23 protein-coding genes are annotated in these 21,943 nt (G+C 47.0%); 11 read left to right on the top strand and 12 right to left on the bottom strand.

Annotated elements, in window-relative coordinates; genetic code table 11:
- Positions 1 to 97: 97 nt before the first annotated feature.
- The 8 genes from ydjG to msrB all read right to left on the bottom strand — a co-directional run bounded on the left by ydjG (position 98) and on the right by msrB (position 7,528).
- Positions 98 to 1,078: an NADH-dependent methylglyoxal reductase gene (gene ydjG / locus FEK43_RS12780; RefSeq protein WP_135407006.1), complete on the bottom strand. Its 981-nt coding sequence runs from the start codon at positions 1,076 to 1,078 to the stop codon at positions 98 to 100.
- Positions 1,079 to 1,087: 9 nt separating this feature from the next.
- Positions 1,088 to 2,035 (bottom strand): sugar kinase, encoded by a 948-nt coding sequence (locus FEK43_RS12775; RefSeq protein WP_130208370.1) that lies wholly within the window; start codon positions 2,033 to 2,035, stop codon positions 1,088 to 1,090.
- 4 nt (positions 2,036 to 2,039) lie between these two features.
- Positions 2,040 to 2,876: a ketose-bisphosphate aldolase gene (locus tag FEK43_RS12770; protein ID WP_135407009.1), complete on the bottom strand. Its 837-nt coding sequence runs from the start codon at positions 2,874 to 2,876 to the stop codon at positions 2,040 to 2,042.
- A 20-nt stretch (positions 2,877 to 2,896) separates the two neighbouring features.
- Entirely contained in the window at positions 2,897 to 3,940 is a 1,044-nt protein-coding gene (locus FEK43_RS12765) for an NAD(P)-dependent alcohol dehydrogenase (RefSeq protein WP_135407011.1), read from the bottom strand.
- A gap of 16 nt (positions 3,941 to 3,956) precedes the next feature.
- A complete protein-coding gene (locus FEK43_RS12760; RefSeq protein ID WP_135407014.1) occupies positions 3,957 to 5,336 on the bottom strand; it encodes an MFS transporter in 1,380 nt (459 codons plus the stop codon).
- A 26-nt stretch (positions 5,337 to 5,362) separates the two neighbouring features.
- Positions 5,363 to 6,439 (bottom strand): zinc-binding dehydrogenase, encoded by a 1,077-nt coding sequence (locus FEK43_RS12755; protein ID WP_131161148.1) that lies wholly within the window; start codon positions 6,437 to 6,439, stop codon positions 5,363 to 5,365.
- A 361-nt stretch (positions 6,440 to 6,800) separates the two neighbouring features.
- The gene (locus FEK43_RS12750; protein WP_130208380.1) at positions 6,801 to 7,073 is read right to left on the bottom strand and encodes a YeaC family protein; all 273 of its coding nucleotides are present in this window, start codon (positions 7,071 to 7,073) and stop codon (positions 6,801 to 6,803) included.
- Positions 7,074 to 7,114: 41 nt separating this feature from the next.
- Positions 7,115 to 7,528 (bottom strand): peptide-methionine (R)-S-oxide reductase MsrB, encoded by a 414-nt coding sequence (gene msrB / locus FEK43_RS12745; RefSeq protein WP_131161147.1) that lies wholly within the window; start codon positions 7,526 to 7,528, stop codon positions 7,115 to 7,117.
- 341 nt (positions 7,529 to 7,869) lie between these two features.
- Here msrB and gapA point away from each other — a divergent pair, with 341 nt between their 5' ends.
- Complete coding sequence (gapA, locus tag FEK43_RS12740) at positions 7,870 to 8,865, top strand: glyceraldehyde-3-phosphate dehydrogenase (protein WP_000153502.1); 996 nt, start codon at positions 7,870 to 7,872, stop codon at positions 8,863 to 8,865.
- An 83-nt stretch (positions 8,866 to 8,948) separates the two neighbouring features.
- Positions 8,949 to 9,833, top strand: a complete 885-nt coding sequence (locus FEK43_RS12735; protein ID WP_135407016.1) for a D-hexose-6-phosphate mutarotase — start codon at positions 8,949 to 8,951, stop codon at positions 9,831 to 9,833.
- Between the two features lie 48 nt (positions 9,834 to 9,881).
- On the opposite strand, the gene FEK43_RS12730 is transcribed toward FEK43_RS12735, so the two are convergent.
- Together FEK43_RS12730 and mipA are read right to left on the bottom strand one after the other, a co-directional pair.
- Positions 9,882 to 10,736 (bottom strand): aldo/keto reductase, encoded by an 855-nt coding sequence (locus tag FEK43_RS12730; RefSeq protein ID WP_130259882.1) that lies wholly within the window; start codon positions 10,734 to 10,736, stop codon positions 9,882 to 9,884.
- Positions 10,737 to 10,825: 89 nt separating this feature from the next.
- A complete protein-coding gene (gene mipA, locus FEK43_RS12725; RefSeq protein WP_130208388.1) occupies positions 10,826 to 11,572 on the bottom strand; it encodes a scaffolding protein MipA in 747 nt (248 codons plus the stop codon).
- A 435-nt stretch (positions 11,573 to 12,007) separates the two neighbouring features.
- Between mipA and yeaG the strand changes: the two genes are divergently transcribed.
- The 5 genes from yeaG (at position 12,008) to yeaK (ending at position 19,176) form a co-directional block, all read left to right on the top strand.
- Positions 12,008 to 13,942, top strand: a complete 1,935-nt coding sequence (gene yeaG / locus FEK43_RS12720) for a protein kinase YeaG (protein WP_064529211.1) — start codon at positions 12,008 to 12,010, stop codon at positions 13,940 to 13,942.
- 111 nt (positions 13,943 to 14,053) lie between these two features.
- The gene (locus FEK43_RS12715; RefSeq protein WP_138158574.1) at positions 14,054 to 15,337 is read left to right on the top strand and encodes a YeaH/YhbH family protein; all 1,284 of its coding nucleotides are present in this window, start codon (positions 14,054 to 14,056) and stop codon (positions 15,335 to 15,337) included.
- 146 nt (positions 15,338 to 15,483) lie between these two features.
- The gene (locus FEK43_RS12710; protein WP_138158571.1) at positions 15,484 to 16,959 is read left to right on the top strand and encodes a GGDEF domain-containing protein; all 1,476 of its coding nucleotides are present in this window, start codon (positions 15,484 to 15,486) and stop codon (positions 16,957 to 16,959) included.
- A 180-nt stretch (positions 16,960 to 17,139) separates the two neighbouring features.
- A complete protein-coding gene (gene dgcJ / locus FEK43_RS12705) occupies positions 17,140 to 18,630 on the top strand; it encodes a diguanylate cyclase DgcJ (protein ID WP_130257813.1) in 1,491 nt (496 codons plus the stop codon).
- A gap of 42 nt (positions 18,631 to 18,672) precedes the next feature.
- On the top strand, positions 18,673 to 19,176 hold the full coding sequence (gene yeaK, locus FEK43_RS12700; protein WP_135407018.1) for a mischarged aminoacyl-tRNA deacylase: 504 nt from the start codon (positions 18,673 to 18,675) through the stop codon (positions 19,174 to 19,176).
- On the opposite strand, the gene yoaI is transcribed toward yeaK, so the two are convergent.
- The gene (gene yoaI, locus FEK43_RS12695) at positions 19,177 to 19,281 is read right to left on the bottom strand and encodes a small membrane protein YoaI (RefSeq protein WP_130218789.1); all 105 of its coding nucleotides are present in this window, start codon (positions 19,279 to 19,281) and stop codon (positions 19,177 to 19,179) included. It lies immediately after the preceding gene.
- Between the two features lie 169 nt (positions 19,282 to 19,450).
- On the opposite strand from yoaI, the gene FEK43_RS12690 reads away from it, so the two are divergent.
- Positions 19,451 to 19,897, top strand: a complete 447-nt coding sequence (locus FEK43_RS12690; protein ID WP_130208396.1) for a DUF441 domain-containing protein — start codon at positions 19,451 to 19,453, stop codon at positions 19,895 to 19,897.
- Between the two features lie 81 nt (positions 19,898 to 19,978).
- Positions 19,979 to 20,326, top strand: a complete 348-nt coding sequence (locus tag FEK43_RS12685; RefSeq protein WP_064529217.1) for a DUF488 domain-containing protein — start codon at positions 19,979 to 19,981, stop codon at positions 20,324 to 20,326.
- A 21-nt stretch (positions 20,327 to 20,347) separates the two neighbouring features.
- On the opposite strand, the gene FEK43_RS12680 is transcribed toward FEK43_RS12685, so the two are convergent.
- Positions 20,348 to 20,602 carry a DUF333 domain-containing protein gene (locus FEK43_RS12680; protein WP_135407021.1) on the bottom strand — a complete coding sequence of 85 codons (255 nt, stop codon included), beginning with the start codon at positions 20,600 to 20,602 and terminating at the stop codon, positions 20,348 to 20,350.
- 184 nt (positions 20,603 to 20,786) lie between these two features.
- On the opposite strand from FEK43_RS12680, the gene FEK43_RS12675 reads away from it, so the two are divergent.
- A complete protein-coding gene (locus tag FEK43_RS12675; RefSeq protein ID WP_135407023.1) occupies positions 20,787 to 21,812 on the top strand; it encodes a sensor domain-containing diguanylate cyclase in 1,026 nt (341 codons plus the stop codon).
- Positions 21,813 to 21,844: 32 nt separating this feature from the next.
- The gene (locus FEK43_RS12670) at positions 21,845 to 21,943 is read left to right on the top strand and encodes a YoaK family small membrane protein (protein ID WP_001219350.1); all 99 of its coding nucleotides are present in this window, start codon (positions 21,845 to 21,847) and stop codon (positions 21,941 to 21,943) included.

Here is a 21,943-nt window from a genome sequence, read left to right as displayed (position 1 = left end):
TTATCGCATAAGCGATGTTTACTTTCAAAATAACCTGTTTGAATCACAGATTTTCATCACAGTTTTCACAGAAACAGAGGTGGATCGTGTGGGGTAGTTAACGCTCCAGGGCCTCTGCCATTTCCCTCATCAATGTTGCGTCTGCATCCGATAAGTTGATATTCAGCGCCGCCACATTTTCACGTACCTGTTCAGGCGCAGTTGCTCCGCTAAGAATGGAGATTAAATCGCTCTGTTTTAATATCCACGCCAGCGCCAGAGTAGGAATTGTGCACTGATAACGCGCACAAAGTGGCCGCCACTGTTCAAGCATATCAATCACTTTGAGCATATTTTCACGCTGGAACCAAACTTTATTTGCCCGTGCGCCGCCTGGAATATAATCGCGAGTGATGGTACCTGTCAGCAGCCCCTGCTCTAACGGTGAATAGACCTGAACCACAATGCCGTTATCCCGACATAGCGGCAGCAATTCGTTTTCCATTGCCCGATCGAGGATGCTATATTTCGCCTGAATAATATCCAGCTCACCATATCGCAGATATTCGCGTATATGATCAGCTTCGACATTAGCAGCGCCTATCGAACGAATCTTCCCCTCAGCCTTCCGCTCATTAAGTACAGCTACGGTTTCTGCAATCGGCGTAAAACAAGGCGGCACCGACTGCCAGTGCGTCATGTAAATATCGATGTAGTCAATGCCGAGACGTTGCAAGCTGGCATCGACTTCTTCGCGGATAGATTCAGGAGAGAGGTTTTTGTACAACTGACGATCGCCGACTTTGTTGAATAAACTGCCTTCTCGTTCCCAGACAATACCGCATTTCGTTTCGACGACAATTTGTTCGCGAGGCAATTGTTTTAACGCCTGGCCGACAATAACTTCACTATTGCCAAAGTTATATCCTGGCGCAGTATCAATCAGGTTAATGCCGCAACGATGAGCTTCAATAATCGTATCAATACAAATTTGCCGATCGAGATCGCCATTCCATGCAGGACCACCGCCAATGGCCCATGTCCCCAACCCCATCCGTGAAAGCGTTATATCCGTTGTGCCTAAAGGTATCATTTTCATTTGCCTTCATTACCCTTCATATTCTTCCAGCAATTGTTCGACCAGCTTTCTGTTTTTCACACCGGTGGTGGCACCAACACTCAGTACCGATATAGCTGCCGTTGCATTGGCAAAGCGCGCGCATTCACGCAGCTCTTTACCTTCCAGCAGTGCCGCAATAAAACCAGAAGCAAAGTTATCGCCCGCGCCAATGGTGTCGATGGCCGTAATTCCCGCTACTGCTGGTACCGTCATCGTCATTTCACCACGCTTGATAAAGCAGCCGTTTTTACCCGTCTTAATTACTACCGTTTTTACACCGCACTCAAGAAAGCAGTCAGCAATTTCATCCAACGTCTCTTTTCCGGTGAGTAATTTTGCCTCGGCAAAATTTGGAAACAGATAATCGACATAACTCAATGCTTCGCGAATATCATCCAGTGTTTCATTCAGACGAGGCTTGATCATATCGGCACAAATGATCATCTGCCGGGCTTTCGCTTGCGTAAAAATTTCAGTTAGCGCTTTACCATCCAATAGTGGACTGTTGAATATACTTGCTAGCGATAATAACTTTGCCTGAGAAAACCGTACAAAGTCGACATCATTAATATTCAATTTCCACAAACTGCCGTTGCGATTAGTGACAAATGTCCGCTCGCCATCCTCCGTTACAAGTCCAACGTTAATAGAGGTATCTACGCTGACGTCCTGTTTCAGGCTTTGAATATCAATATTCTCTTTGCAACAATGGTCGAGAATAAATTGTCCTGCGGCATCTTTACCAATGCGGCTCATTAATGCCGTGCGATGCCCCAGGCGAGAAATAATCGTTGCTTCATTGATTGCGTCGCCTCCCGTGGTCATTGCTATTCTTTCAAGCGGATAAGAATCTACGTCAAAAATTTTTTTACTGACCGGCTGTAATGGAATATCAACGATAGCGCCACCTATACATATAACTTCAAGATTGTCCATTACATTATTCCGCCTTGCCGTCTGAACCAAATAATTTGATTTTTTCTAATGCCCTTTCTTTAACTGATTTACGGACTTCTCGCTCCAGGTGCAAGAAAGGCTGATCCTGATTTTCTTTCACTGCCACCATTGCGGCCTGGCACAGTTCAGTATGAATATTGATTTTCGCTATACCCAATGAAATCGCGGTTTTAATATCAGCATCACTGATCCCCGATGCGCCATGTAAAACCAGCGGAACAGAAACGGCATCGCGCACGCGTTTGACGACCTCAAAGTTCAATTGTGGCTCTGACGTATAAACCCCATGCTGGTTGCCAATGGCGACAGCCAGTGAGTCACAGCCCGTGCGTTCAACAAATTCTGCGGCCTGGTCAGGATCGGTATAGTGATAGCCCGCCAGCGCTTCCTCATAAACGGTTTCATTACCGACATGTCCTAATTCCGCCTCTACCGGAATACCCAGCGGATGGAAGAAATCAACAGCCTCTTTGGTTAAACGAATATTTTCTTCGAAATCAAACGCGGATGCATCGCGCATTAAGGAGTTCATTCCATGAGTCCAGGCGTTATGGATAATTTCCATACTCCGGCCATGATCCCAGTGGGTAATTACCGGTACCGTTGCTTTTTGTGCCATTGATACCATCATATGCGAGAAATCTTCGAATGAGGTATTTCCGACAAATCCCGTACCAAAAGAAATAATAACCGGTGATTTTGCTTCTTCTGCTGCGTCGATAACCCCCATTAACATTTCAGCATTCCATACATTAAAATGGGCAATAGCATAATGTTTATTGGTGGCATCATTTTCCCAAAATCTGATATCTGCTAGCATATTCCGTTCTCCCGTAGTAATTAATCGCTAAGTTTAATAACGCCTTTAATAATGTCGCATTTGTTGTTAACCGACTCTTCAAATGCCTGTTGTACATCCTGGTAATCGTAAATATGCGTTACCATCGATTTCACATCGAATCGCCCTGATGAAATAGCTTCAATCGTGACCGGATAACGGTTGGCATAGCGGAAAACCGTCTGGATGGTGACTTCCCGATTGATTTTGAGAAAGTTGATGGCCGAATCGCCGGGTACTGTGCCGACAATCATAATTTTTCCACCGCGCATCACCAGATAGGGAGCTTGTTTTACCGTTACCGCAGAACCCGCAGTTTCAAAAACAATATCTGCGCCCATGTCTTCGGTAAATTGCTGACAGCACGCAATAGTGTCTTGTTTAGCGCCATTGATGACCATTGCCGCGCCAAGCTGTTCCGCCATTGCCAGACGTTTTTCCAGCACATCAACGACGGCAATTTCTGTTGCCCCGAGGCATTTGCACGCTTGCAACGTCATCAAACCAATACAACCTGCTCCCAGAATAATTATCTTCTTACCCGGTTTAACATCTGCCAGCATGGCGGCGTGCATCCCGACCGCCGCAGGCTCCACCAGCGCCCCTTCCATCGTGTCCATATTGTCGGGCAGTTTGTAAGTAAAGCTCTCCGGATGACACAGATAGTGCGTTAATGCGCCGCGGTAGTTGGGTTGTGTCGCCATAAAATCAACGTCCGGGCAGATGTTATATTTGCCTTCCAGACAGTAACGACAGTGACCGCAAGGAACGCCAGGTTCAATATTTACCCGATCCCCCGGTTTAAATTTGCGCACGCGGCTTCCCACAGCCACAACCGTCCCGGCGCATTCATGACCAAGGCCAATTTCTTGATTTGGGTCTTTAGCCGGAATAAACGGGCCTGATTCAAAACCATGTACATCTGAACCACAAATACCGACATATTCTACTTTAATCAAAACTTCATCTTCTTTAGGCACAGGTATTTCCGCTGAAATAATTTTCATTGTGCCCGGTACCTGTAATATTGCTTTTGAATTTTTCATTTTGAATCCACCAGTATTATTTATTGGCTACTGCATCAATACTTAAACTTTCAACGGAGACACCTTTGGTTTCAATTCCAATGGTGGCGATAGCAATTGCGACAATAATTGAAACCGCCCCCAGAAGAATAAAGACACCCGTTACGCCATAACTACTGAGCAGCACTGCAACGGCATAAGGCGCGGCAATACCACTGATTCGCCCTACCGCATTCGCCAGACCGGAGCCACGGAGTTTGGCCTCTGTCGGCCAGATCTCAGGGACATACACTGCTGAGGCATAGCAAACGTACATATAGACGAAAGTAATCAGGAAGAAACCAATCAACGTTATGAGCAACATACTGGTTTGCAGTGAATAGATATATCCGAGCACCGCAATCAGAATTAATAGCCCAACACCCATTGTTTTGCGCGGAATTTTATCCATCACCAACATAGCAATAAAAATGCCAAACGGCGCGCCAAACATACTCATAGTATTTAAGACAATGGAGTCTTTTAAATTAATTCCCTGGGTCATGAATATCGTTGGCAACCAGTTAATTAACGTGTACTGCACAACGTTCATGGCAATAAGTACACAAGAACCTAAAATAACGCGTCTTAGTAATACTCCTGTCAGTAAGGCAGAATACGGCACCGCTTGTGGCGCTTTACCGTCATCAGCAATAACCACTGGCGGTAAGGGTTTACCCGTCTGGCGTATGACGCCTTCTTCTATACTCCGCATGACTTTCTCGGCTTCCTGATACCGTCCGCGCGATTCCAGCCAGCGCGGGGATTCAGGAAAGTAGCGCCAGGCCAGCGCCGTAGCGATAAGCGACAATATTGCAGGAATAAGCAGTTGTACCCGCCAGTTCCACTCTGCGCTAATCAACGGCGTGAGTCCCATCGCTATCAATGAACAGAGCGGATATGACCAGTTGCCAATAAAGGAAACCCGACTGGACCACGTTCCACGATTTCTACCGGGCATATATTCGGTGAAGCCGGCAAACAGAGTAACCAGTAAAGCCCCCAGCCCGACACCCATCACAAAGCGGCAGGCAATCAAGAAATCCATATTCGGCGAGAAAGCACCAATGACCATAGAGACAATATGAATGGCCTCATAGAGGATGAACGCGTTTCTGCGACCGGTTTTGTCACCGATGATGCCGCCCACCAGCGCACCGAGAAACATTCCGGCGGTCGTGATTGCCGAGAATGTGGCGGTGGTGGAATTATCTGTCCAGCCCAACTCTTTCAGCTGAGCGAGGATCAAGCCACCAACGGCATTACTCCAGCAGACAAGCAAGCCAAACGCGACGATGGCAAACATTGACGAATGCCAGCGGCAATCCGGTAAGCGATCCAGCCGTGCACCACAATGCGGTTTGGTTATCTGTTCCATGCGATAACGTTCCTTCAGGAGAGTAGTTATTCATCAAAGTCGTAAGTCATGATCACTTTGATTGCGGTTTTATCGACCATCGCATCAAACCCTTCGCGCCATTGCGAAAGGCCAATACGATGCGTGATCATCGGTTTGACGTTGATAGCGCCGCTGGCTAATAGCCGGATAGCGTTACGCCAGGAGGTGGAGTCATAGGCCATATGCCCAATGATGCTTTTGTTCCATGCGGTAATGTCATTAATCGAGAAATCAAGAGGTTTGAAGCCCATTCCAACGCGTACCACTTCCCCATTCGGGCGGAGCATTTCGATGGCTTGTTTCAATGCGATATTGGCACCGGAGCATTCAATCACCAGTCCCAAATTGTCTTTGCCACAAATTTGCTGGCAGCGCGCAACCACATCTTCGGTAGAACCATTTACTACTGCCGTTGCCCCCAGTTCTTTTGCAACCGGGAAGCGGACCGCCACATCTTCTTGCAGACCAACGACGACGATATTTACCGCCCCCATAATCCGTGCCATTTGTACGGAGAACAGCCCGAGTGGGCCAGTGCCGATGACGACCACATCCTGACCAGGAAGGAATTTCGATTGCTGCGCGATGGATTTGTAGGCATTACAAATAGGGTCAAGTACGGCTGCGTCCTCATAATCAACACCATCAGGGATTTCCCACAACGCATGACGATGAATTTTGAGAATTTCACCAGGAACCAGACAATATTTGGAAAAACCACCGCCCCAGGTATTGTTATCCAGACCAAGGTTTACTTTTTCTGTACAACACAGAAAATCACCTTGTTCACAGGCCGGACAAACGCCGCAAACGTGACCGCTGTTATCCGACACGACGCGTTGCCCCACTTTCCAGTCTTTGACTTTTTCACCAACCTGCGCAATACAACCTGCGAACTCATGGCCGCGGATAGAGTTAAACTCATCAGAACCGCTATCAACGTTGTAGTGTTTCATGTCTGCGCCACAGATAGCTGCGGCTTTAATTTCAATCACCACATCTTCCGGACCACAAATGGGCTGTGGGACATCAATCATCTTGTAGCCGCCAAAGGCCTTGCCAAACCGAGCCAGTGCTTTCATTGCGTCATCCTTTGTGTTTTGTTTTGCTTAGATGACCATCATACTTACCCACATAATTTTTGAGGTCAACATTAAATCTTTAAAACACAGATATTGATCTGCGATTTACAACTTAGATCACAAATACGCAGAAAACCTGAGAATGGGTTACAGATTGATGGAAGGCGGTACGCAAAAGAGGGAAATTCAGCAGTGATCCCTACTTAACGAAAGAAAGGATGCAGGGATGAAAAATTCAGGGGGGTTAATACAGACGTGAAGCTCCGGAAAGGTTTAAAGCTACAAACGAAATCGACGAGGGATTGGTCAATTAATTTCAGGCAATCCCCTTTATTAATTACCTGTAAAGGGGATAACTCCATCACTTAAACATAGCAATCGGCTTCGCCGTAATACCAAAATCTTCTTTCAGTTGCTGCTTGCTCTTCATCACCATCTGACCGTTGGTGTCGATGGTCATATGCTGCGCGTCGGTATTGTTTCGAGCTTGCCAAAGCATGACCAGTTGCAGGCAGTTCTCTTTTTGTTGTTCGGTCAGCGCAACGCCATCTGGCCATTTTCCCAGTTCAACAGCGGTCGATAAACGCTGATAAACCTCAGGCGTCATGCTGTTGATCATTTCATCAAGATTCATGATTTTTCCGCTCCTGTGGAATAAGTTGCTGAATCGTTTTTTCAACCGTTGATTTCTTCGCCATTTTCACCATCAGTGAAACGTAAAGAGGCTGAGTTAACACAATAACGTTCGCCTGTGGGCTGCGGCCCATCAGGAAAGACATGTCCAAGATGGGCATCACAGTTACCGCAACGAATCTCGATGCGCTGCATTCCATGTGACAAGTCTTTGATATAACGAATTGAATCTTCACTCACCGGTTCGTAAAAGCTCGGCCAGCCACAACCTGAATCATATTTAGACTGGGAGTGAAACAGAGGGGCATCGCAGATCAAACAGTGGTAAAGGCCGTCACGCTTATTGTGCAGTAAACGGCCAGTAAATGGCGGCTCGGTCCCGTGATTCTGTGTCACGTAAAACTGCATCTCGGACAATTTGTTTTTCAGTTCGTCTGCCGAAGGTTTGTTAGCCATTTGCTCACATCTCACTTTAATCACGCTCACATTACGCGACCAATTCTAACAAAACATTAACACCAACTGGCAAAAATTTGTCCTAAACTTGATCTCAGCGAAATGGCAGCGCCTAAATCGTGATGAAAATCACATTTTTATCATAATTGCCCTTTAAAATTCTCGGCGCCGCCCTCATGTGGTTTCAGGCACAAAGGAAGAGTGGGGCAAGTCAGTCGCGTAATGCTTAGGCAGAGGATTGATTTGTCGCAATGATTGACACGATTCCGCTTGACGCTGCGTAAGGTTTTTGTAATTTTACAGGCAACCTTTTATTCACTAACAAATAGCTGGTGGAATATATGACTATCAAAGTAGGTATCAACGGTTTTGGCCGTATCGGTCGCATTGTTTTCCGTGCTGCTCAGAAACGTTCTGACATCGAGATCGTTGCAATCAACGACCTGTTAGACGCTGATTACATGGCATACATGCTGAAATATGACTCCACTCACGGTCGTTTCGACGGCACCGTTGAAGTGAAAGACGGTCATCTGATCGTTAACGGTAAAAAAATCCGTGTTACCGCTGAACGTGATCCGGCTAACCTGAAATGGGACGAAGTTGGTGTTGACGTTGTCGCTGAAGCAACTGGTCTGTTCCTGACTGACGAAACTGCTCGTAAACACATCACCGCTGGTGCGAAAAAAGTGGTTATGACTGGTCCGTCTAAAGACAACACTCCGATGTTCGTTAAAGGCGCTAACTTCGACAAATATGCTGGCCAGGACATCGTTTCCAACGCTTCCTGCACCACCAACTGCCTGGCTCCGCTGGCTAAAGTTATCAACGATAACTTCGGAATCATCGAAGGTCTGATGACCACCGTTCACGCTACCACCGCTACTCAGAAAACCGTTGACGGCCCGTCTCACAAAGACTGGCGCGGCGGCCGTGGCGCTTCTCAGAACATCATCCCGTCCTCTACCGGTGCTGCTAAAGCTGTAGGTAAAGTACTGCCAGAACTGAATGGCAAACTGACTGGTATGGCGTTCCGCGTTCCGACTCCGAACGTATCCGTAGTTGACCTGACCGTTCGTCTGGAAAAAGCTGCAACTTACGAGCAGATCAAAGCTGCCGTTAAAGCTGCTGCTGAAGGCGAAATGAAAGGCGTTCTGGGCTACACCGAAGATGACGTAGTATCTACCGATTTCAACGGCGAAGTTTGCACTTCCGTGTTCGATGCTAAAGCAGGTATCGCTCTGAACGACAACTTCGTGAAACTGGTATCCTGGTACGACAACGAAACCGGTTACTCCAACAAAGTTCTGGACCTGATCGCTCACATCTCCAAATAAGTTGAGATGATACTGTGATCTATAAAGAGCGACTTCGGTCGCTCTTTTTTTTACCTGATGAAATGAAGTTAAAGGACTGCGTCATGATTAAGAAAATTTTTGCCCTTCCGGTCATCGAACAAATTACCCCTGTCCTCTCCCGTCGTAAACTGGATGAACTGGACCTTATTGTGGTCGATCATCCCCAGGTAAAAGCCTCTTTTGCAGTACAGGGCGCTCATCTTCTCTCGTGGAAACCTGCGGCTGAGGAAGAAGTTCTGTGGTTGAGCAACAATACCCCGTTTAAAAATGGTGTCGCCATTCGCGGCGGCGTACCGGTTTGCTGGCCGTGGTTTGGTCCGGCTGCACAACAAGGTCTGCCTGCGCACGGTTTTGCCCGTAACCTGCCGTGGACGCTGAAATCACATAGTGAAGATGCCGATGGCGTGGCGCTGACTTTCGAATTGACACAAAGCGAAGAGACGAAAAAATACTGGCCACACGACTTTACGCTATTAGCGCATTTCCGCGTGGGTAAAACCTGTGAAATCGATCTTGAATCACATGGCGAATTTGAAACCACCTCTGCCCTGCATACCTACTTTAATGTTGGCGATATTGCCGGGGTGAGCGTCAGTGGTCTGGGCGATCGCTACATTGATAAAGTGAATGATGCAAAAGAAGGTGCACTAACTGACGGGGTCCAGACATTCCCGGATCGTACCGACCGCGTGTATCTGAATGCCCAGGATTGCAGTGTGATTAATGACGAGGCGTTAAATCGTATTATCGCCGTAGGCCACCAGCATCATCTGAACGTCGTTGGCTGGAACCCAGGACCGGCGCTTTCTGTCAGCATGGGCGATATGCCGGATGATGGCTACAAAACATTTGTTTGTGTGGAAACAGCTTACGCTTCAGAAACTCAAAAAGTCACCAAAGAGAAACCTTCACATCTGGCGCAATCCATTCGCGTTGCCAAACGTTAATTTGCGTTAGTCACTGTGCCGGATGCATGCATCCGGCCTTGCAGCAAATCACACCATATCCAGCGCAGTTTTTCCTTTTGGTGCCGGGTACGCTTTTTCCAGCATCGCCAGTTCTTCCCCTGAAAGCGTCAATTCCAACACTGCCGCATTTTGTTGGACATGTGCGACAGTTGCCGCTTTCGGAATCGCCATCACGCCCTGATGGCTGATCACCCACGCCAGCAGAACTTGCGCCGCAGTGACATTGTGAGCATGAGCAATTTCGTTGACCACTGCGTTTTTTAGCAAGCCATTACGTAAGCGCCCGGCCTGCGCCAATGGACTGTATGCCATCACTGGCATATGTTGTTGCTGACACCAGGGTAGCAGATCATATTCAATACCGCGCGAGCCGAGATGATAAAGCACCTGATTGGTAGCGCATTGATTTCCCCCTGGCACCTGCCAGAGTTCCTGCATGTCGGCATAATCAAGATTAGAAACGCCCCAGCGACGAATTTTGCCCTGGGCGATCAGTTTTTCCATCGCCGCAACAGTCTCTTCAAAAGCGAAACTGCCAGACCAGTGCAATAAGTAGAGATCGAGATAATCGGTATTGAGACGACGTAAACTGGCTTCGCAAGCGTTAATGGCTTTTTGCCCGCCGGCATTCCACGGATAGACTTTGGAGACGAGGAAAACCTTATCACGCAGGCCGGATAATGCTTCACCAACCACCTTTTCGGCACCGCCTTCGGCATACATTTCAGCGGTATCAATGAGAGTTAAACCAAGATCAATGCCCGCACGCAGTGCATCAACTTCGGTTTTACGCTGACTGACCTCTTCGCCCATATACCATGTTCCCTGCCCTATGGCTGGCAGTGAGACATCGCCACTAAATTGAATCGTTTTCTGTTGCATCGCTTCCTCCCAGTTTTTGCACCACCGTAATGCAAAACAGGGCATTACGCCCTGTTTTTATGCACAAAATGCCCTGGAAAGATGCATTATCAGAATTTGTAGGTGATCCCGGTAGAAATCAGGCCAGTCCAGGATTTATCCACCATCGGGCTGTCGGTAACTTCGTCAGACAGGCGGGTATAGCGCGCGGTGCCATAAACGTTCCAGTCGCCGAGGAAGTTGTAGCTGGCGCTCAGCTCCAGATACGGGCTCCAGCTGTCATTCGGGTTATAGCCACGCAGGCCGCTGCGAGCGGACTCTTTACGCGATACGCCATAATAGTATTCGTTATGGTTTTCGCTGTTCCACTGAACACCGATACCCGGGGTCAGAGTCAGACCACCATTGGTGTAACGGTATAACCAGGCAGTATCCCAGACAATGCCGTTGCTGTTATCCAGGGTATCGCCAGCCAGGGTGGTACGCAGGTAACCATACTGGGTAAAGTGAGCGTAAGACAGACCTGCCATCATGGTGCTCTTACGGTCATCCAGGTGACGCATTTGGTGATCGCCACTGTCTTTGGCTTTGAAGTAGAGCGGCGACCAGTAAGCGGTAATCGAAAGTTTATCCGTTGCATCATTCCACAGGTAGTAACCACCACCTAAGCCACGGAACCAGAAGTTATCGCCTTCGTAGTTGATTACTGGTACTGGGTAAACATCGGTATCGTAATCTTTATAAGGGTGTTCAACGACACCTACGCCTGCGCCCAGGGAAAAATTACCTTCAGCGTGTGCTACGCCTGCAGACGTTGCGATAAGCACTCCAAGTGCCAGAAGTTTGAGTTTGGTCACAATTAATTATTCCTTAAACAAATGTTTAGCGGGCGACAAAGTTTACCCGTCAATACAACGAAACCCAAACTTTTTGCGTTTTCATTTCAAAAGGTAACTGTTTAATTTTCCTGACGCTGATGACGCGGCGCTTACAGCTGAATGAATTTTGCGTTAATGGAGGCATTATTCTTTACATTAGTTATGCAATTTTTATGGATGAGTTGTTGATATGCCATTGAAATTCAGAAAGCCGTGCAGGCAAGTTTCTCAATTGCCATCTACGCTTAATTTTGAAGGTGTATCACCGGGCACGTTGTTCTCATGGTCGGCAGGATGGCATGAGAGTTGCTGTGTTTTAGCAAGAGACGTCGTTCAGTTTACCTCTTCCGGGAGCCTCTACTATTCATATGAACGGCTCTTAACCTGTGCTAAAAAACGAAAGGACGGCATACCATGAATATATTCGATCACTATCGCCAGCGATATGAAGCTGCCAAGGACGAAGAGTTCACACTGCAGGAGTTTCTTACCATTTGTCGGCAAGATCGCAGTGCTTATGCCAACGCGGCAGAGCGGCTATTGATGGCTATTGGTGAGCCTGTCATGGTCGATACAGCCCAGGAGCCCAGACTTTCTCGACTCTTTTCTAACCGGGTCATCGCACGTTATCCGGCATTTGAAGAGTTTTACGGCATGGAAGACGCGATTGAACAGATTGTCTCTTATCTGAAACACGCGGCTCAGGGGCTGGAAGAGAAGAAACAAATCCTGTATCTGCTGGGGCCTGTGGGTGGGGGTAAGTCGTCACTTGCTGAACGACTGAAATCATTAATGCAACGCGTGCCTATTTATGTATTGAGCGCCAACGGTGAGCGAAGCCCGGTTAACGATCATCCGTTCTGTCTGTTCAATCCACAGGAAGATGCGCAGATCCTTGAAAAAGAGTACGGCATTCCTCGCCGCTACCTTGGCACCATTATGTCGCCGTGGGCGGCAAAACGTCTGCATGAATTTGGTGGCGACATCACTAAATTCCGCGTGGTCAAAGTGTGGCCGTCTATTCTGCAACAGATTGCCATTGCCAAAACTGAACCGGGCGATGAGAACAACCAGGATATTTCCGCGCTGGTGGGGAAAGTGGATATTCGTAAACTCGAACACCACGCCCAGAACGATCCGGATGCCTACGGCTATTCCGGTGCGCTGTGCCGAGCCAACCAGGGGATCATGGAATTTGTTGAGATGTTCAAAGCACCGATTAAAGTGCTGCATCCCCTATTAACCGCCACTCAGGAAGGTAACTACAACGGGACGGAAGGTATCTCCGCCCTGCCGTTCAACGGGATTATTCTCGCCCACTCGAACGAATCTGAATGGGTGACTTTCCGTAATAATAAAAACAACGAAGCCTTCCTCGACCGTGTCTATATCGTGAAGGTGCCATATTGCTTGCGTATTTCCGAAGAGATCAAAATCTACGAGAAATTACTTAATCATAGTGAATTGACCCACGCGCCATGCGCGCCAGGCACGCTGGAAACATTGTCACGTTTTTCCATTCTTTCGCGCCTGAAAGAGCCAGAAAACTCCAGCATTTATTCGAAGATGCGCGTTTATGATGGCGAAAGCCTGAAAGATACCGATCCGAAAGCCAAGTCATATCAGGAATATCGTGATTACGCGGGCGTCGATGAAGGGATGAACGGTCTGTCTACGCGTTTCGCGTTTAAGATCCTCTCCCGCGTGTTCAACTTCGATCACGTGGAAGTGGCGGCTAACCCGGTTCATCTGTTCTACGTTCTTGAACAGCAGATTGAACGCGAGCAGTTCCCGCAAGAACAGGCCGAACGCTATCTGGAGTTCCTGAAAGGCTATCTGATCCCGAAATATGCCGAGTTTATCGGCAAAGAGATTCAGACGGCCTACCTTGAATCCTATTCTGAATATGGGCAGAACATTTTCGACCGTTATGTCACCTATGCGGATTTCTGGATTCAGGATCAGGAGTATCGCGACCCGGATACTGGTCAATTGTTTGATCGCGAGTCGCTGAACGCCGAGCTGGAGAAAATCGAAAAACCGGCGGGGATCAGCAATCCGAAAGATTTCCGTAACGAGATCGTCAACTTTGTACTGCGTGCCAGAGCGAATAACAGTGGACGCAATCCGAACTGGACCAGTTACGAAAAACTGCGCACGGTCATTGAGAAGAAAATGTTCTCCAATACCGAAGAGTTGTTGCCGGTCATTTCGTTTAACGCCAAAACCTCAACCGACGAGCAGAAGAAACACGACGATTTTGTCGACCGTATGATGGAAAAAGGCTACACCCGTAAACAGGTACGTTTACTGTGCGAATGGTATTTGCGCGTACGTAAATCGTCTTAACAACAACGGCCCGGTGCGCATGCGCCGGGCCTACAACGACAGCGAACCGTGGGCCAGACAGGCGGCAACACAGGCGTAGCATACAGTTGGCAAATGCAGTACGGGGGGCATATGACCTGGTTTATTGACCGGCGTCTGAACGGCAAAAATAAAAGCATGGTGAATCGCCAGCGTTTTTTACGCCGTTATAAAGCGCAAATTAAACAGTCGATCTCCGAGGCCATTAATAAGCGTTCGGTGACCGATGTCGACAGCGGCGAGTCCGTTTCCATTCCAACGGAAGATATCAGCGAACCACTGTTTCATCAGGGGCGTGGCGGCTTGCGCCATCGCGTTCATCCGGGCAACGACCATTTCGTACAGAACGACCGTATTGAGCGGCCTCAAGGCGGCGGCGGTGGTTCTGGTAGCGGTCAGGGCCAGCCCAGCCAGGACGGTGAAGGTCAGGATGAATTCGTCTTTCAGATTTCGAAAGATGAGTATCTCGATCTGCTGTTTGAAGATTTGGCTTTACCAAATCTGAAACAAAACCAGCAACGCCAGTTGACCGAATTTAAAACGCATCGCGCGGGTTATACCGCTAACGGCGTTCCGGCCAATATTAGCGTGGTACGCTCATTGCAAAATTCGCTGGCGCGACGTACCGCGATGACCGCGGGCAAGCGGCGGGAACTGCACGCGCTGGAAGAAGATTTAGCGATAATCAGCAATACTGAACCTGCGCAACTGCTGGAAGAGGAACGCTTGCGCAAAGAAATTGCCGAACTGCGAGCTAAAATTGAACGTGTTCCTTTCATCGACACTTTCGATTTACGCTACAAAAATTATGAGAAACGGCCCGATCCCTCCAGCCAGGCAGTAATGTTCTGCCTGATGGACGTTTCTGGCTCGATGGATCAGTCCACCAAAGATATGGCCAAACGTTTTTACATTCTTCTGTATCTGTTCCTGAGCAGAACATACAAGAACGTAGAAGTCGTTTACATTCGCCATCATACCCAGGCGAAAGAAGTTGATGAACATGAGTTTTTCTACTCACAGGAAACGGGCGGCACCATTGTTTCCAGCGCACTGAAACTGATGGATGATGTGGTAAAAGAGCGTTATAACCCGGCGCAGTGGAATATCTATGCTGCGCAAGCATCGGACGGCGACAACTGGGCTGATGACTCTCCGCTGTGCCATGAGATACTGGCGAAGAAATTACTGCCAGTTGTTCGTTATTACAGCTATATCGAAATTACCCGTCGTGCGCATCAGACATTGTGGCGAGAATATGAGCACCTGCAATCTACTTTCGAAAACTTTGCGATGCAGCATATCCGCGATCAGGATGATATTTATCCGGTATTCCGTGAACTGTTTCATAAGCAAAACGCAACTACTAAAGACTAATACCATCAGCCAGGTCATTATTACCTGGCTGATTTTTAGCTTGCTATAAATTATTTAATTTACTACATACGTTAGCTTACAATTGCTTTAAATATGACAGCGCAACCTTTACACAATTTAGTTCCAGAAAACAATCATTCGGAAAAATGATTCGGTTAACACGTATTTTCCCGGGGTTATTCTTTAATTATTTTTTATTGATAGTGAAAATTGATCCTGGTCAAAACTATATATCTCGAGCATCAATAAAATCCAGCACTCACATTGCTCTCCTTTTTATGATTTCTATGTGTACACAAAAGCTAAAAGCACAAAGCTTTTTTATTTTCAGTTTACTGCTGACATTGATTTTATTTTGCATCACCACCTTATATAACGAAAACACCAATGTAAAACTCATCCCGCAGATGAATTACCTGATGGTTGTTGTGGCTTTGTTTTTCCTTAACGCCGTCATTTTTCTATTCATGCTAATGAAATATTTCACTAACCGTGAAATTTTACCAACACTCATTTTAAGCCTTGCATTTTTAAGTGGCATTTTCTATTTAACTGAAACCATTGTCATTATTCATAAACCTATCAGTGACAGTACGCTTATTCAGGCTAAATCAAATGATGTTTCCATATTATATCTGTTTCGCCAGCTAAGTTTCATTTGCTTAACAGCGTTAGCTCTCTTCTGTTATGACCGAAACAGTATTCTAACGAACAACAAGAAAAAAACCTGCATCCTGTTGTTGGCGCTGATACCTTTCATGTTGTTTCCCTTACTGGCACACAACCTGAGCAGTTATAATCCTGACTATTCCTTATACGTCGTAGATTACTGTCCGGATAGCCATTCTGCGAGCTGGGGAATTAACTACACAAAAATTTTGGTTTGTCTGTGGGCATTTTTGCTGTTCTTTATTATCATGCGCACACGACTAGCAAGCGAACTTTGGCCGTCAATAGCGTTATTATGTCTGGCATCGCTCTGCTGTAACTTACTTCTGCTGACTCTGGATGAATACAATTACACCATTTGGTACATCAGTCGTGGTATCGAAGTTTCCAGCAAACTGTTTGTTGTTGCTTTTCTGATTTATAACATTTTTCAGGAACTGCAACTCTCCAGCAAACTGGCAGTTCATGATGTGTTGACCAATATTTATAATCGCCGTTACTTTTTCAACAGCGTAGAGTCATTATTGTCGCGACCTGTTGTGAAGGATTTTTGTATCATGCTGGTAGATATTAACCAGTTCAAACGCATCAATGACCAATGGGGGCATCATGTGGGTGATAAAGTGCTGGTTTCAATTGTCGATATTATCCAGCAAAGTATCCGCCCCGATGACATTTTAGCCCGTCTTGAGGGGGAAGTATTTGGCCTGCTATTTACCGAACTCAATGCTGCCCAGGCAAAAATTATTGCTGAACGTGTGCGTAAAAATGTCGAACTCCTGACCGGCTTTAGTAACAGGTATGCTGTTCCTGAACCAATGACTATCAGCATTGGCAGTGTTTTTTCCACCGGAGATACGCACAATCTTTCACTTGTCATGACAGAAGCAGATAAAGCCTTACGTGAGGCGAAAAGCGAGGGAGGCAACAAAGTGATTATTCATCGTCTTTGAGTGCAAAAATATTCACAGCCATGCTTTTTGCGTGGCTTTTGCATACAATTAATATCTAATACCACTAAATTTCTCCTCCCCAACGGCACAGAGATGAGTATAATTAGCGCCCCTGTGCCAGGCCGCAATCGAACTTTAACTGGTTTTCTCATTTCACTAACCGAAGGAGTGCCATTTATCATGAAATTGCACCATAGAATGCTCCGGCATTTTATCGCCGCAAGTGTCATTGTGCTGACATCTTCCTTCCTTATTTTTGAACTTGTCGCCAGCGACAGAGCGATGAGCGCCTACTTGCGCTATATCGTCCAGAAAGCGGATTCCTCCTTTCTCTATGATAAGTATCAAAATCAGAGTATTGCCGCACATGTCATGCGCGCACTTGCTGCTGAGCAGTCAGAGGTGTCGCCAGAACAGCGACGTGCTATCTGCGAGGCTTTTGAAACGGCCAATAATACTCATGGATTAAATCTGACGGCCCATACTTATTCTGGCTTGCGCGGGACATTACAGAGCGCATCCGATGACTGTGACACAATTGTGGAAGCAGCGGCGCTATTACCCGCATTTGATCAAGCGGTGGAAGGCAATCGCCATCAAGATGAATATGGTTCCGGTCTTGGGATGGCTGAAGAGAAATTTCACTATTATCTCGATCTCAATGACCGCTATGTCTATTTTTATGAGCCGGTCAATGTTGAATACTTCGCCATGAATAACTGGTCGTTTTTGCAATCAGGAAGCATTGGCATTAACCGTAAAGATATTGAAAAGGTGTTTACCGGTCGCACCGTGTTATCGAGCATTTACCAGGATCAGCGTACCAAACAGAATGTGATGAGCCTGCTGACGCCGGTTTATCTCGCAGGTCAACTTAAAGGGATAGTGCTGCTGGATATCAATAAAAACAACCTGCGGAATATCTTTTACACTCATGACCGCCCTCTCCTCTGGCGTTTTCTCAATGTTACGCTTACCGATGTAGATTCGGGTCGGGACATTATTATCAACCAGAGTGAAGACAATCTGTTTCAGTATGTCAGTTACGTCCATGACTTACCTGGCGGAATTCGCGTTACATTATCCATTGATATTCTTTACTTTATTACATCTTCATGGAAAAGCGTTGTCTTCTGGCTGCTGACGGCATTGATATTACTGAATATGGTGCGCATGCACTTCCGCTTGTACCAAAACGTGACTCGCGAAAATATTAGCGATGCGATGACCGGATTGTATAACCGCAAAATATTGACTCCTGAGTTGCAGCAACGCTTGCAGCGCCTGGTTCAGGCAGGTTCTGCAGTCATGTTTATTGCTATTGACATGGACAAGTTAAAGCAAATTAATGACACACTCGGCCACCAGGAAGGTGATTTAGCGATTACTTTATTGGCACAGGCGATTAAACAGTCGATTCGTAAAAGCGATTATGCTATCCGTCTCGGCGGTGATGAATTTTGCATTATCCTGGTCGATTCGACGCCACAAATTGCTGCGCAATTGCCTGACCGTATCGAAAAACGCCTGCAACATATCGCGCCGCAAAAAGAGATCGGCTTCTCTTCCGGTATTTACGCGATGAAAGAAACCGATACGATTCACGATGCTTATAAAGCGTCCGACGAACGTCTGTATGTCAATAAACAGAACAAAAACAGCAGTTCATGATAATCTTCTGTGGTTGTTTAGTTATAAATCCAGGAGCGTGAAATGACTGAAATGGCTAAAGGAAGCGTGACGCATCAGCGCTTAATCGCTTTATTATCACAAGAAGGCGCTAACTTCCGCATCGTCACCCATGAAGCGGTGGGCAAATGTGAAGCGGTGTCAGAAATTCGCGGCACCGCTTTAGGTCAGGGCGCTAAGGCGCTGGTATGTAAAGTCAAAGGTAATGGCGTTAATCAACATGTATTAGCGATACTTCCTGCCGATCAACAGGCCGATCTGAGCCAACTCGCCAGTCACATTGGCGGGTTACGCGCCTCGCTTGCCAGCCCGGCGGAGGTCGATGAACTCACGGGCTGCGTTTTTGGCGCCATCCCGCCTTTCAGCTTCCACCCCAAACTCAAACTGGTCGCTGACCCACTACTCTTCGAGCGATTCGATGAAATTGCCTTCAACGCAGGCATGCTGGATAAATCAGTTATTCTTAACACCGCAGATTATTTACGCATTGCGCAACCAGAGCTGGTCCATTTCCGCCGTACTGTATAACTAGCTGGTCCGTTCAAGTAGCAAAACTGACAGTACCAGCACAACCGCAATGGCAAAAAACGATGACGTGATAATCAGTGTCTCAATGAACATTTGATCGTTCATGGTTTTACCCCTGGAGATAACTGTTTTCACGTTATTGTTAGCGTACGCAAATGGCAGTTTGATGACAATTCTCCCTATTTTTTATGCAAAAAGTGTAATTAATGTCTGATTCCTGCCCTCAGCAAGCGTAAAGTACGAGGGATAATTATTTTTTGGCAAGGAAACCACGATGTTTGATGTCACTTTGTTAATCCTCCTCGGATTAGCTGCGCTGGGCTTTGTCAGCCACAACACCACTGTCGCCGTTTCAATTCTGGTGTTGATCATTGTCCGCGTCACACCGTTGAGCACCTTTTTCCCCTGGATTGAAAAACAAGGGTTGAGTATCGGGATAATTATTCTCACCATCGGTGTTATGGCGCCAATCGCCAGCGGGACGCTGCCACCATCAACACTTGTTCACTCGTTTCTGAACTGGAAATCATTAGTCGCTATTGCCGTAGGCGTGATTGTTTCCTGGCTTGGCGGACGCGGCGTCACGTTAATGGGTAGTCAGCCACAACTGGTAGCCGGATTGCTGATGGGTACGGTTTTAGGCGTAGCGCTTTTTCGCGGTGTGCCCGTCGGCCCGCTTATTGCTGCTGGCCTGGTTTCGCTGATTATTGGTAAGCAGTAGTTTTTGCCGCAGCCGCCATAAGCATAAAAACAAAGTGCTATAGTGGCGTGGCAATGTTGCGTGAAAGGGAGAACAAACACGATGAATATTCAGTGTAAACGCGTCTATGATCCGGCTGAACAAGGCGATGGTTATCGCGTACTGGTCGATCGTCTCTGGCCGCGTGGTATCAAAAAAACAGATTTAGCACTTGATGAATGGGACAAAACCATCACGCCTTCAACGGAATTACGCAAAGCCTTTCACGGCGAAGTGATCGATTTTGAAACCTTTCGCGAACAATATCTTGCAGAACTGGCGCAGCATGAGCAAGAAGGGAAACGACTGGCGGATATTGCCCGCCAGCAGACACTAACCCTACTCTATTCGGCAAAAAATACCACGCAAAACCATGCTCTGGTGCTGGCCGATTGGCTACGCAGTTTGTAATTCTCGCCCAGCATCCGGTTGTTATTTTCTATCAGCCGGATGATCCCTGCGCCATAATGCCCATTCATCAATCGTTTCGCCGCCCGGTAATTTGCAATTGTTGCTGACCCCTTGCGCTGTTTGTACCGGAATAAGCGTACCTCCCTTTTGCTGGCAGTATACCGATGCAGGATTAGCCATTCCAACATGTGGCGGTTTAGGCGCTTCGGGTTGAGAAGCAGTTGAACACCCCGCCAGGACTAACAGGCAAGGCAAAGCAAAACGGATAATTTTCATATAGTGATCTCACTCGTTTATCTACACTTTAGAGTATCGCGGTATCGTTATGTTTTGCAGCACTATTTCTTTTACATTCATTCGAAATATATTACGTCTGGTTTCATCTTTGTTGATGATGTTTTATCATGCCTGTAAAGATTAAATATTCAGCATTTTACCTACCACCACCTGGAGTTCTTTCGTGTCAGATCAGATCATTGCCCGCGTCTCGCAGTCACTCGCCTCGGAACAGTCTCTGGAAAGTCTGGTCCGGCAACTTCTGGAGATGCTAGAAATGGTTACCGACATGGAGTCGACGTATCTGACAAAAGTGGATATTGACGCGCACCTGCAACACATTTTGTATGCCCGTAATAGCCAGAAAATGCACATCCCGGAGAATTTTACCGTTTCCTGGGATCACTCATTGTGCAAACGCGCAATTGATGAGAACTGTTTTTTCAGCGATGAAGTCCCTGACCGTTGGGGCGACTGCATTGCGGCACGCAATCTTGGGATCACGACATTTCTGAGCACGCCGATTCACTTACCGGATGGCTCATTCTACGGCACGCTTTGCGCCGCCAGCAGCGAGAAACGCCCGTGGAGCGAACGCGCGGAGCAAGTTTTGCAGTTATTCGCCGGGCTTATTACACAATACATCCAAAAAGAGGCGCTGGTTGAGCAACTGCGTGAAGCTAATGCGGCGTTGATTGCGCAATCTTATACTGACTCTTTGACGGGACTGCCGAATCGAAGGGCAATTTTCGATAATCTGACGACACTGTTTTCTCTCGCGCGGCATCTGAAACGTAAAGCAATTATTGCCTTTATCGATCTGGATAACTTCAAATTAATCAATGACCGTTTTGGTCATAATAGCGGCGATCTGTTTCTTATTCAGGTTGGCCAGCGCCTTAACACACTACATCAGAATAGCGAGATTATTGGTCGTCTCGGCGGTGATGAATTTTTGGTCGCGTCGCTGGCCGATGAAAATGCCGATATCCCGTCATTGCGTGAGCGTATTCAGCAGCAAATACGCGGTGAATATCACTTAGGTGATGTTGACTTGTTTTATCCTGGCGCCAGCCTCGGCATTATTGAAGTGGATCCTGAAACAACTGATGCCGACAGCGCCCTGCATGCCGCAGATATCGCAATGTACCAGGAGAAAAAACACAAAGAGAAAAAACCTTTTGTCGCGCATTCAGCTCTGGATTCCTGAGGCGTATTCACATCCTTTTGATTGGTGATAACATGCGAATCGGTATTATTTTCCCTGTCGTAATCTTTATTACGGCAGTCGTATTTTTAGCGTGGTTTTTTATTGGCGGCTATGCTGCCCCGGGAGCATAA

This window comes from Escherichia sp. E2562 (genome assembly GCF_005781075.1).
Lineage (GTDB): Bacteria > Pseudomonadota > Gammaproteobacteria > Enterobacterales > Enterobacteriaceae > Escherichia.
This window is presented reverse-complemented; position numbering and strand designations above follow the sequence as displayed.